This is a genomic window from Hoylesella pleuritidis, assembly GCF_963541955.1.
GTDB lineage: Bacteria > Bacteroidota > Bacteroidia > Bacteroidales > Bacteroidaceae > Prevotella > Prevotella pleuritidis.
Genome location: NZ_CAUTUT010000001.1, coordinates 73,224 through 86,543, shown reverse-complemented (window position 1 = coordinate 86,543; position 13,320 = coordinate 73,224). Strand labels below are relative to the sequence as shown.

The following is a 13,320-nucleotide window of genomic DNA, read 5'->3' as shown; positions in this document are numbered from 1 at the left end:
TACATTGCGGATGAACTGATTTTAATGTCGAATCAAATCGTTTCATATAATGAGATATCCGTATCACAAACGTGATGCGGATATCTTTGTATAAAGATTCTTATCTGTCTGATTTCCAATAAGATAAAAAGCAGTTTCCGATTGGTCGTTAAACATGTTGCGATTAACGGTTAAACGTACGGCGACTAACTGTTAATCGCACGCCATTTAACAGCTTTTCGCAAGACGATTGACACCTTTTCGCAATATGATTTGTAATTATCTGAAAATCAGATAGATATCTGGTCGATCGGAAAGCGTTTCAATCTGATTTATAAATCATTGATTTGTCTTCTCTGTTTATAACCATTTACCTTGCCGTTCAAGATAGATGCTGTTTCCGGCTAAGCTCTTTTATCCTTTTGCTTGTCCACCTTTTCATCTTGATATATACAATAAACTGTAGTGTGGAAACGTTATTCTGACAGTGATTTACAAATTAAACGACTATGATTGAATACATAAGAGGAGAGCTGGTCGAGGTTACTCCCGCGTTGGCCGTTATCGAAGCGGCAGGTGTGGGCTATGCACTCAATATCTCACTCAACACGTATAGTGCCGTTCAGGGGCAAAAATCAGTGAAGCTCTACGTTGAAGAGAATATCGTAACAGGTGGTCGTGATGATGCGTATACGCTTTATGGATTCGCATCCAAGCAAGAACGCGAGCTTTATCGGCTGTTGGTCACGGTGTCGGGGGTAGGTGCCAATTCGGCACGGATGATGCTTTCGGCGATGACTCCGAGTGAGTTGTGCGACGTCATATCGTCAGGCAACGAACGGATGCTGAAGACTGTGAAGGGAATCGGATTGAAGACGGCCCAGCGTATCATCGTGGATCTGCGCGATAAAATTGTTTCTGCGGGTATTGCTCAGGAACTCCCGGCTAACGGAAGCAGTGTAACGATGGTGAACAACGACGTGAAAGATGAGGCCGTTTCGGCTTTGACAATGCTCGGTTTCTCGCCGGCACCATCATCGAAGGTGGTTGTTGAGATTTTGAAAGCACAGCCCGATATACCTGTCGAACAAGTAGTGAAGTTGGCATTGAAGCAGATTAAATAGCGAATTGAGAATTGGTAATGCGCCAGTTGTACATCGCATTCATTCTCGATAATTCATTTTTAATTTTAAATTGGCACGGAAGTCTTTTGTATATTGCACGATATTGTTGCTGTTCTCCATTGTTTTGGCGAGCTATGCCGTTGTTGTGCCTGTGCAGCAAAACGACAGACGGCAACGGCAACGACCGAAAACGTCGGTACAACAACGTGACTCCGTGCAGCTGAAAGGGTTGAAAGTAAAAAGTCAACCCGTGTCGATGGACGAAGACACAGTGCCTGATTCGCTGTTGCATCCGCGCTGGAAAGTACAACGAACGATGCCTGTCACGCTCTCGGATTTGGATGTACGCCCCACAGATTTACATCGTCCGGAAAATCTAAAACAGTCGGTGGTTTATAATGACACGCTCAATCGGTATATCATTGGTACCAAAATCGGTGGTACCTATGTGTCAGCGCCCGTGATGATGACACCCGATGAATATCTCAAATGGAGCGAGCGGCGTGAGCAATCGGCCTTTTTCCGCTCGAAAAACACTGAAATTTACAAAGCGAAAGGCAAGGAGAAGTTTGACTTTTCAGATATGCACTTCGACTTAGGACCCGCTGAAAAGATCTTCGGTCCGGGTGGAGTGCGCATTAAAACACAAGGAACAGCCGAACTGAAGTTAGGTGGTCGACTGACGAGTATCGATAATCCGTCGCTGCCTATTCGTAACCGGCGTACCACTGCATTGGATTTCGATGAGAAAATCAATCTGAATGTGAATGGACGCGTTGGCGATCGGGTGAATATGAACTTGAATTACAACACGGATGCAACGTTTGACTTCGATGCGCAGAACTTAAAACTGAAATACGAAGGCAAAGAAGATCAGATCGTTAAGTTGATCGAAGGAGGTAATGTGTCGTTTCCGTCCAACTCATCGCTCATTACCGGCGCCACATCTTTATTCGGGATTCGGACGGATTTGCAGTTCGGCAAGCTGAAATTACAATTGGTTGCCTCGCAGAAGAAAAGTGCCTCGAAGACCGTTTCATCGCGAGGCGGTGTGCAGCTTACACCTTTTGAAATCAATGTTGCAAATTATGAGGAAAACCGACATTTCTTTCTTGCCCAATATTTTCGCGACCGTTACGATGCGGGAATGGCTTCGTTGCCTAACGTCACGACCGGAATCCGCGTGAATCGGGTAGAAGTTTGGGTGACGAATAAAACCGGAACAACGGCCAATACGCGTAATATCGTGGCGTTGACGGACTTGGGTGAGAATCAAAAAATATCCAATCCGCTGTGGAATTCATCGGGAAACGTACCGTCGAACAAAGCTAATACGGAATATGCAGCAATGGTAGGGCCCTACGTTGCGGCGCGCGATATTGATCAAACGTCGGCTGTTCTTGATGCGATCGGTCATTTTACGGGTGGTAGTGACTATGAGAAGATAGCCAGTGCCAGGCTTCTCAATTCATCGGAATATACGGTGAATTCGGCGTTGGGCTATTTATCGCTGCGGGCCGGATTGCAAACCGATCAGGTGTTGGCCGTAGCTTATGAATACACTTATGGCGGGCAGACTTATCAAGTGGGCGAATTTGCTTCGGATATCACTGATACGCGCCAAGCACTCTTTGTTAAGTCGTTAAAGAATACCGGTAATTCGCCGGCTCAGGGTAACTGGGACTTGATGATGAAAAACGTTTATTATCTTGCATCTACTGTCGAACGCAATCGGTTTAAGCTTGATGTGAAATATCAGAGCGATACAACGGGTGTTTATCTCACTTATCTTCCCGAGCCGAGTGTAAAAGATCAGCCGCTGATCAGATTGCTCGGCGCCGACCGTCTGGATCAAAACAACAGGCCAAATGCCAACGGACACTTTGATTTTGTTGAGGGTTACACGGTAAATAATGGTCGGGTGTTCTTCCCCAAAGTTGAACCTTTCGGGCAATATCTATATCACTATCTCGTGAGTCACGGTGTATCGGCCGACAAAGCAGCGCGATACAGCTTCACGGAACTATACGATAGTACGAAGACTGTTGCTAAGCAGATAGCCGAAAAGAATAAGTTTGTGCTCTCGGGACACTTCCGCGGCACATCAGCTAACGTCATTTCGCTCGGTGCGACCAATGTTCCTCCCGGGTCGGTCGTGGTTACTGCGGGCGGTGTGAGGCTTACCGAAGGAACAGATTACAGCGTTGATTACAGTGCGGGAGAAGTAACCATTCTCAATCAGAGTATTCTCGATGCGGGAACAGCCGTCAATGTGTCGCTCGAAAGCAATACCGACTATGGTCAACGGCGCAAAACGATGTTCGGAATGAATTGGGAATATAACTTCACAAAAGACTTTCAGCTCAGCGGAACTATTCAACACTTGTCCGAACAGGCATTGACCAACAAGGTAACGATGGGTGCGGAACCGCTAAACAACACGCTTTGGGGCGTCAATCTCAACTGGAAGAAAGAGAGTCAGTGGTTGACCAATATGCTCGATAAGATTCCATTTCTTCACGTTACGAGGCCTTCGAACATCTCGTTTACGGGAGAATTTGCTCAGCTTATTGCCGGACAAAACAGCGGAACACAAGATAATGCTTCTTATTTAGACGACTTTGAGAATACAAAGTCGGTTATTGACGTGAGTACTCCGACATCTTGGACGCTGTCGAGCGTGCCTTCTATGTTTGCCGAACATCGCGATAAAACGTCGCTTCGCAGCGGATTCAACCGCAGTCAGATGGCTTGGTATACCATCGATCCGCTCTTTACGCGTCGCAGCAGTTCGTTAACGCCTGCGCATATCAAGAGCGATCTCGACCAGCTTTCTAATCATTACGTGCGCGAAGTGTATGTACGCGATCTCTTTCCCAATCGTGATGTGAGTGGCTATAATGGTGGTGTGTCTACGATTCCGATATTGAATATTGCCTATTATCCTAACGAACGCGGGCCGTATAACTTCAATCCCGACCTCAATTCCGATGGAACGCTTAACAATCCGACGCAGCATTGGGGTGGAATGATGCGTAAATTGGATACAAATGATTTTGAAACCGCCAACGTGGAGTATATCGAATTCTGGATGCTCGATCCCTTTATCGAGTCTGCCAAACGGCCGAATGCCGGCGAATACGGCGGTGATTTCTACATCAATTTGGGTGAAGTGAGTGAAGATGTGCTGCGAGACGGGAAGAAATTTTATGAAAGCGGGATGCCCGTCGACGGTTCGTCAACTTTCGTTACGACGCAATGGGGTAAGGTGCCGACGCAATCTACAGTGACGTATGCATTCGCAACGAGTGGTGGAAGTCGTGCTTTACAGGACGTAGGATATAACGGACTGAATGACGAAGAGGAACTTTCGTTCGGTCCTTATCAGTCGTTTATCAGCGCTGTGCAGGCAAAAGTGAACTCAACTGTGCTTGATTCGATTCGTCGGGACGTTGCTCACGACGACTATCATTATTTCCGCGGCAGCGATTATGATGCGATGCAGGCTTCTATTCTGCGTAGATATAAATACATCAACAATCCTCAGGGCAACTCGCCCGATACAAGCAGCCGCACCGAACGCTATGACACGTCTTATAAAACTACGCCCGACGTAGAGGATATCAACCAAGATTACACGCTCAATGAGTATGAGAAATATTATCAGTATCATCTTTCCATTCGTCCAGCAGACCTTGTCGTGGGGCGCAATCACATCGTAGATAAACGTGAAGTGATGCCTTCGCTGCGCAATGGAAAGAAAGATGAGGTAGAAACTTGGTATCAGTTTCGTATTCCTTTGTCCGAATATGAGCGGCGGGAAGGTGGCATCAGCGATTTCACCAGCATTCGGTTTATGCGTATGTTTTTAACGGGTTTCCGTCATCCGGTGGTTCTTCGCTTTGCCAATCTTGACCTTGTGCGGGGTGAATGGCGTGTGTACGAACAGAATTTAGATAACTCTGTGCCGCAATCCGGTACCTTGACGATGAGCGCTGTCAATGTAGAAGAGAACGGAGATAAGGTTCCTGTCAATTATGTTTTGCCTCCGGGAATCGAGCGTTCACTCGATCCCACGCAGCCGCAGTTGGTGGAAAGTAATGAGCAGGCACTGAGTTTGGTGGTTAAAAACTTAGGAGCGGGCGAGGCAAAAGCTGTTTACAAGAATACAGCATTAGATCTTCGGCAATACAGACGATTGCAGATGTTTGTTCACGCGAATGCGATGGAGCAGAATACGACAGGTCTTTCAAACGACGAATTGGCCGTGTTCGTCCGTTTGGGAAGCGATTATAAGAACAACTATTACGAATATGAGATACCGCTGAAGCTCACTCCGCCAGGCAAATACAGCATTCGTTCTGCAGCGAGTAGCCGTCAGGTATGGCCCGAGGACAATATGCTTGACATCCCATTGCGGGTTTTTACCAAGTTGAAAAAGGCCCGAAATGTAGCTAAGAATGAAGGTCGTGCATCTTATAATCACGTGTTCAGTGCTTTCGATGACAGTCATCCAGGTAATCAAATGAGCATTATGGGAAACCCGACATTGGGAGAAGTCAAGACAATGATTATCGGTGTGCGTAATAAGTCGTCGCAGGTGAAGTCGGGAGAGGTGTGGGTTAACGAATTGCGACTGCGTGACTATAATAATAAAGGAGGCTGGGCGGCGCAGGGAAATCTCAATATGCAGCTTTCGGATTTTGGTCAGTTGAATGTTCAAGGACGTTATATGACCAACGGATTCGGCGGTTTGGAACAGGGTGTTAACGAGCGATCTACCGACGATTACAAGACTTACAGCGTGACAACAAGCCTTGAATTGGGTAAGTTTTTCCCCGACAAGGCCAAAGTTAGTGCACCGCTTTACTACTCTGTAACAAAAGAAGAGCTGCGCCCGAAATATAATCCGCTTGATAATGATATGGAATTGAAAGAGGCACTTGAGGCCATCCGCACCCCAAATGAGCGCGATTCGCTGGAACGTATTGCCGTGACGAAGACCACGAACACCAACTTTGCGCTCTCGAATGTGCGTGTAGGCATACAGACCAAGCGGCATCCGATGCCTTATGATCCTGCTAATTTTTCCCTCTCTTACAGTCACTCGCACCGCTATACAAGCGGAAAGACCACTGTATATGAACGAGAAGACAATTGGAAAGGGGCTCTTTCTTACAGTTGGACACCTGTATATAGGCCCTTGGAACTCTTTCGAGGGATCCACAACAGATCCAAATGGTTGGATATCGTGCGCCAATTCGGATTCAATTGGTTGCCTCAGAACATCGCGTTCAACAGCGACATTAACCGCAATTACTATGAATTGCAAGAGCGGGATATGGAAAATACCACGGGCACGAAGCTCCCCTTGACGTTCAATTCGCAATTTCAGTGGAATCGTGACTTATCTTTACGCTGGGATTTGACGCGTAATCTGCATCTCAACTACCACAGTGCGACCCACGCAGAGATAGAACAGCCTTACACTCCAGTAAACAAAGATCTCTATCCTGACCGTTATCAAGCCTGGAAAGACTCTGTCTGGACCAGCATTCTGCACCTGGGTACACCCTTAGATTATGCTCAACGTTTCTCGCTTTCATACCAGTTGCCGCTCAATCTCATTCCGATTTTCGACTGGATAAATGCAGACGCCAATTACAATGCGACTTATAACTGGGTACGCGGCACCAATTTGGATGACGGAACCTCCTTAGGCAATACCATTTCAATAAATCGTGACCTGAATATTAATGGTTCTTTCAGTTTCGAACGACTGTATAATCATATTCCGTTTCTACGCAAAGCCAACGAGAGATTCAGCAGATTAGTGTCTTCCAACAACAGGAAACGAGCGCCGAAAAATCGCAATCGCGATATGCTCGACAGTACTTTGCCGCGCAATCAGCGTAGTTTCGAGCGTGAGATAATGCTTCGGCCCGACACCGCTATCGATGTTTTACACAACAAGCACACGCGGCGTATTACCGTATTGGCCCGCACCGAGGACGGGAAAACGTTCAAACTGAAATTCCGGAAACTGAATGACAACACCCTACATATTATTAATAAGGTAGATTCTGTCATCAAATTGAAGCTCACCGTCACGCCGAAAGAGCCGTTGGAAACCAAGCATTGGTATCGTACGGCACAGACTTTAGCCCGTGTGTTGATGCTCGTACGTGACGTCAGTGGCTATTATCGTAATCAGTTTTCAATGTCGTTACCGGGGTTTATGCCTACAATAGGTGACGCATTCGGTCAAACTCGCGGCACGAGCGCATTGAGTCCGGGACTGGATTTCGCTTTCGGATTGGTCGACGACTCGTATATCGATCGTGCACGGGCCAACGATTGGTTGCTGATGAACGACTCTGTTGCCACACCGGCCACGTCGAACCGAACGGAAGACTTGCAAATTCGTGCTGTGCTTGAGCCCATTCGTAATCTCAAAATTAACCTTAATGCCAGTAGAATGATATCGCGTGCCCGGCGCATTCAGTATATGTATGCCGGCAGTCCCACCACAGAGAGTGGCACATTTACGATGACCACAATCTCGATCGGCAGCAGTTTCGAGGGTATCGGAAATGCTTCAAGCGGTTATCGGAGCGCTTCTTTCGAGCGTTTCTGCCATTCTTTATCCGATTTCCGCAATCGGGTGGAAGCACAATATACCGATGCCATTTATCCGAAAGGTACTTCGTTGGCTGGTCGGAAGTTCGATCCGGTTAACGGGAAAGTGAATACTTATAGTGCGGATGTAATGATTCCGGCTTTTCTTTCTACATATACGGCGATGGGCGGAAAGGTTTTGAGCATCTTCCCGGCCCTTACCCGTATGCTGCCTAACTGGACTTTGCGTTACAGCGGATTATCGCAACTGCCGTGGTTCAGCAGCGTTTTCAAAAGCATTAACCTCAATCACGCTTATAAAAGCGTTTATGCTGTTGGTTCATACAGTTCTTACAGTACATTCGTAGAGTATATGAATGGACTCGGTTTCATATCCAATGCCGCCACGGGGGTACCTATTCCCAGTAGCAAATACAACGTTTCGACAGTGAGTATCAATGAAGCATTCGCACCATTACTCGGAATCGATATGACATTTCAAAACAACTTCACTGCAAAAATAGAATATCGAACTACCCGAATATTGTCGCTCAGTATGACAAGTGTGCAAATCAACGAGGCCGTCAGCCGCGATTGGGTGTTGGGTATGGGTTATAAAATCAACGACTTACGTTTGTTCGGCTCTCACTTGCCGTTAAACGCCTCGCGAAAGACCGTTAAACGCACTGCAAAAGACCGTCAATCGCAACCCGAAAAGCCGTTAGTTGGAAACGGGGTAAATCACGAACTCAATCTGCGTTGTGATCTCAGCTATCGCCGTCAGGCATCCATCACCCGCAATATAGCTACGATAACCAGTGTCGCCGGTAGTGGGAATACGGCTTTCAAACTGAGTTTGATGGCCGATTACACACTTTCTCGTCTTCTTACAATGAGTTTTTATTATGATCATCAGACCAATATCCCACTTCTGAGCAGTACGAGTTATCCCACGGCAACACACGACTTCGGTCTTAGCGTGAAGTTCTCGCTGACGCGTTAGTGAGTGATTCGGAGTGTTAAAACACCATTAAATTGATTCGTTTCCATATTTCATACTCTTTTAATCGTTATCTTTGCAACTTATAAAAGAATGCAAAGATTTCTTAATTGGCGAAAGATGAGAATGAAAATAGAGCGAGATAATTATACGTTTCTTACTCAGGGGCCTATTCATCGGGTAATCGGCACGATGGCAGTGCCTACCATTATCAGTATGCTTGTCATCAGTTTGTATAACGTGGCAGATACTTTTTTCGTGGGAAAGATCGATACCCAGTCTACGGCTGCTGTGGGGATCGTCTTCTCTGTGATGTTTTTCATTCAGGCTTTCAGTTTCTTTTTCGGTAACGGATCAGGCAATTACATCTCCCGCGAATTAGGAGCGAAGCGTTATCGGAATGCCGAAGTGATGGCCGCCACAGCTTTCTTTTATGCTCTTTTGACGGGAATCGTGATCTTGGTTGTGGGTGAAGCGCTGCTGTCTCCGTTGTCGGTGATGCTCGGAAGTACGCCGACCATTCTTCCTTATACTGAGAAATATATGGGAATTGTATTGTTTGGTGCACCGTTTGTGACGAGTTCGCTTACGCTTAATAATCAGATGCGATTCCAGGGAAATGCCAATTATGCAATGCGTGGTATTGTAGCGGGAGCCGTTCTCAATGTAGTACTCGATCCGGTGTTTATTTTTGGTTTTGGAATGGGTGTGAGTGGGGCCGCACTTGCTACTGTAATCGGACAGATTTCGAGCTTTTTGATCTTGCTTCGGATGACGCATCGCGGCGGAAGTATTCGTATCCGGTGGTGCAACTTCTCGTGGTCGCCGATCTATCTACGCGAGATTATAGCCGGAGGAACACCCTCTCTGTTGCGCCAGGGTCTGACATCGTTAGCTACGGTGATGCTCAATGTTGGGGCAGGTGTCTACGGTGACGCGGCCATTGCAGCAATGTCGATTGTCAGTAGATTTACAATGATGGTGATGGCGACGGTTATCGGCTTTGGACAAGGCTTCCAGCCGTTTTGCGGTTTTTGCTATGGTGCACAGCTCTATGCACGTGTCAGAGAGGGATTTTGGTTCAGCGTGAAGTTCAGCACAATATTTCTTGCGGCGTGTTCGGTATTGAGCTGGATTTTCTCTGACGGCATTATTGATCTCTTCCGGCGTGATTCCGATGTGATTGATATCGGTTGCGATGCCCTGCGTTGGCAGCTCTCGACGCTGCCTTTATGCGGACTGATTATGCTGGGTAATATGCTTCTGCAAACCATTCGTAAACCGTGGCGGGCCAACTTGCTTGCAGCGGCGCGCAGCGGACTGTTTTTCATTCCTTTTGTCATCATCTTTCCTCGTTTCTTCGGCCTCGCTGGTGTGGAGATGTCGCAGCCGATGAGCGACATCTGTGCCACGATTCTCACGCTGCCTATTGTGTTGTCGGTGTTCAGAGAGATGACAAATGAGGAGCGGAAAAAGAAAACTCCCTTGACTGATTGTGAGCAAGGGAAGAATAAATGACTTATTCTGCGAAAAGAGTTTGCATTGAATTCACGTTAAATAAGTATTATTTTTCGATGAAAAGGCATGAATATTTCGCTTTTTTATTTATTTTTGTAATAATCGAAAGGTGTGAACAATGGAAAAAAAGACAATACCTGTTGTAGGAATGGCGTGCGCTTCGTGTTCTGCCAATGTGGAACGGAAACTCAGGTCGCTGCCAGGCGTGGATTCGGCAGCTGTTAGCTTGCCTGGACGTAGCGCTTTGGTAGAATATGATCCGGCCCGAATCTCACTCGAAAAGATGAAGAGTGAGATCAACGGAATAGGTTATGATCTTGTGATTGAGACTGACCGGTCGGTTGTGGAGATTGAACGCCGCGAGTATCGCCAACTTTTCCGTAAGACAATGTTGTCTTGGTTGTTTGCTACGTTGTGTGTGTCGATCTCGATGGGATGGCTCGACGTTGGTTCGAAAGATGTGGCTAACCAAGTCGTTCTGCTCCTTGCGCTGGCCAATCTGCTGTATTGTGGGCGAGAGTTTTATGTCGTTGCTTGGCGACAACTGCGTCACGGGGCAGCTAATATGGATACGCTCGTAGCGCTGTCTACGGGTATTGCTTTCGTGTCCAGCACATTCAACATATTCTTGGGGGCATCGGTTTGGGGTAGTCGGGGAATTGAGTGGCACACGTATTTCGATGCTTCGGTAATGATCATTACCTTCGTGCTCACGGGAAGACTACTTGAAGAGAAAGCCAAAAACGGTACGGCGAGTAGTATTCGGCAGCTGATGGGACTATCGCCGAAGACGGCCCATATCGTCAGCGGCAATGAAACGGAAGAGGTTCCGTTGTCGACCATCGCCTTGGGAGATTTGCTTGAAGTGCGGGCCGGCGAAAAAGTTCCGGTAGATGGCACCGTAACTTGGGCCGAAAGTTTTATGCTTGCCGACGGAGCTTATGTGGATGAAAGTATGATAACGGGCGAGCCTACGCCTGCATTGAAGCAGAGCGGATCGCAGGTGCTGGCCGGAACAATCGTTTCGCAAGGTAAATTTCGTTTCCGTGCCAAGCAGATCGGAGAGAATACGGCGTTGGCCCATATCATCAGGATGGTACAAGAGGCCCAAGGATCGAAAGCTCCCGTGCAGCGAGTCGTAGATCGAGTGGCGTTCGTCTTCGTGCCCACAGTGGCTGGTATAGCTCTGCTCACGTTTTTGTTGTGGTGGATCTTCGGTGGCAGTGTAGCTCTTCCGCAAGCCGTTCTGTCGGCTGTTGCGGTATTGGTCATCGCTTGTCCTTGTGCAATGGGGCTGGCCACGCCTACAGCTTTGATGGTGGGTATCGGTAAGGCGGCGCAGAATAATATTCTGATTAAAGACGCAACGGCTCTTGAAAGTCTGCGAGCGATTAATGCAATGGTCATCGATAAAACGGGAACGCTCACCATTCCCAACCGGAATATTGATTTTACAAAAGCCGATGGTTTGCCATTTGAAGTACGTGAGATACTCAAACCCAATGCTCGTGAGGCGATGGCCGATCTGCAATCACACGGCGTGGAAGTATATATGATGAGTGGCGATAAAGAGGAAGCAGCTCGTTACTGGGCTGAGAAAGCCGGAATTAGGTATTATCAGAGCAAAGTTTTGCCACAGGATAAAGAAAATCTAGTGCGTCGTTTGCAGCAGTCGGGTAAACGAGTAGCGATGGTCGGTGACGGCATCAACGACACCCAAGCCCTGGCTTTGGCCGATGTGAGTATTGCGATGGGGCGGGGCACCGATGTGGCAATGGATGTGGCGCAGGTGACGTTGATGAGCGACGACCTCCGTAAGATTCCCTCGGCCATTCGATTGAGCCGAAAGACTGTGTGGATGATTTACGAAAACCTTTTCTGGGCGTTCGTTTACAACATTGTTTGTATTCCACTGGCTGCCGGAGTATTATACATTTTCGGTATCAATTTCCAAATAACGCCGATGTGGGCGAGTGCATTAATGGCCTTTTCCAGCGTCAGCGTGGTACTCAACAGTCTGCGACTGAAATTAACTCAGTGACGGAGTCGTCTGAAATAAATAAGTATTACCTTTGCAGAATAATATTCTATCTTTTTGAATTGATATGAAAAGACAACTGTTTCTATTCTTGTTTCTGTTTGTTGCGACAGTTCTTTATGCACAAAAACTTCTTGTAGGAACTTATAATATCCGCTATGATAACCCTGGCGACGTACAGGCAGGTAACGGATGGGTGCGTCGATGTCCTGTTATCTGTGATATGATCAACTTTGAACAGCCTGATATTTTCGGAACACAAGAAGCGTTGATACACCAATTGCGTGATATGATGCGCTTGCTCCAAGGGTATGCCTATATCGGCATAGGGCGTGAAGATGGCAAAGAGGCAGGCGAACATTCTGCTATTTTTTACAAGAAAGATAATATCGAACTGCTTAACAGCGGAAACTTCTGGCTCAATGAAACACCCGACAAACCCAAATTAGGTTGGGATGCGGCTTGTATACGTATTTGTACTTGGGGTAAATTCAAAGATAAGCAGACGAAACGACAGTTTTATTTCTTCAATCTTCATATGGATCACGTAGGAGTCGTGGCCCGTAGAGAGGCGACAAAGCTTGTTATCAGAAAGATTCAAGAGATGGCAGGAAATCGGATTCCCGTCATTCTTACTGGTGATTTCAATGTTGATCAAACCGATGAGACTTATCGTATTCTCTCTGATTCAGGCATCCTTAAAGATGCATATATAAGTGCTGAACAGCGTTTTGCAGAGAACGGAACATTTAATGACTTCAAACCTGATTTGAAAACAGACAGTCGTATTGACCATATCTTTCTTTCGCCGAGGTTTAAAGTACGGCATTATGGCATTCTTACCAATAGCTATTGGGCAGAGAGCACAGATAAACAGATGTTGCGCAGTAATCAGGCGCCGAAGGAAATCAAGTTCGGCAGGTTTATTCGCCGCATTCCGTCGGACCATTATCCCGTACTGGTAAAAATAGAATTTGCGCCGATGAAGAAGTAAGCTGATGGGATAGATTAAAGAAATTTTGTCAGAGATAGCAGCTATTTAG

At 46.8% G+C, this 13,320-nt stretch carries 5 protein-coding genes; all 5 read left to right on the top strand.

Annotation, left to right across the window (positions count from 1 at the left end):
- The first annotated feature begins 488 nt into the window (after positions 1 to 488).
- Entirely contained in the window at positions 489 to 1,103 is a 615-nt protein-coding gene (gene ruvA, locus RWY97_RS00315; protein WP_273175392.1) for a Holliday junction branch migration protein RuvA, read from the top strand.
- Between the two features lie 124 nt (positions 1,104 to 1,227).
- Positions 1,228 to 8,724 carry a T9SS outer membrane translocon Sov/SprA gene (gene sov, locus RWY97_RS00310; RefSeq protein WP_462675849.1) on the top strand — a complete coding sequence of 2,499 codons (7,497 nt, stop codon included), beginning with the start codon at positions 1,228 to 1,230 and terminating at the stop codon, positions 8,722 to 8,724.
- Between the two features lie 123 nt (positions 8,725 to 8,847).
- On the top strand, positions 8,848 to 10,239 hold the full coding sequence (locus tag RWY97_RS00305) for an MATE family efflux transporter (RefSeq protein ID WP_315564987.1): 1,392 nt from the start codon (positions 8,848 to 8,850) through the stop codon (positions 10,237 to 10,239).
- 118 nt (positions 10,240 to 10,357) lie between these two features.
- Positions 10,358 to 12,280, top strand: a complete 1,923-nt coding sequence (locus RWY97_RS00300) for a heavy metal translocating P-type ATPase (RefSeq protein WP_315564929.1) — start codon at positions 10,358 to 10,360, stop codon at positions 12,278 to 12,280.
- Positions 12,281 to 12,344: 64 nt separating this feature from the next.
- Positions 12,345 to 13,271, top strand: a complete 927-nt coding sequence (locus tag RWY97_RS00295; protein WP_315564928.1) for an endonuclease/exonuclease/phosphatase family protein — start codon at positions 12,345 to 12,347, stop codon at positions 13,269 to 13,271.
- The last annotated feature ends 49 nt before the right edge of the window (positions 13,272 to 13,320 follow it).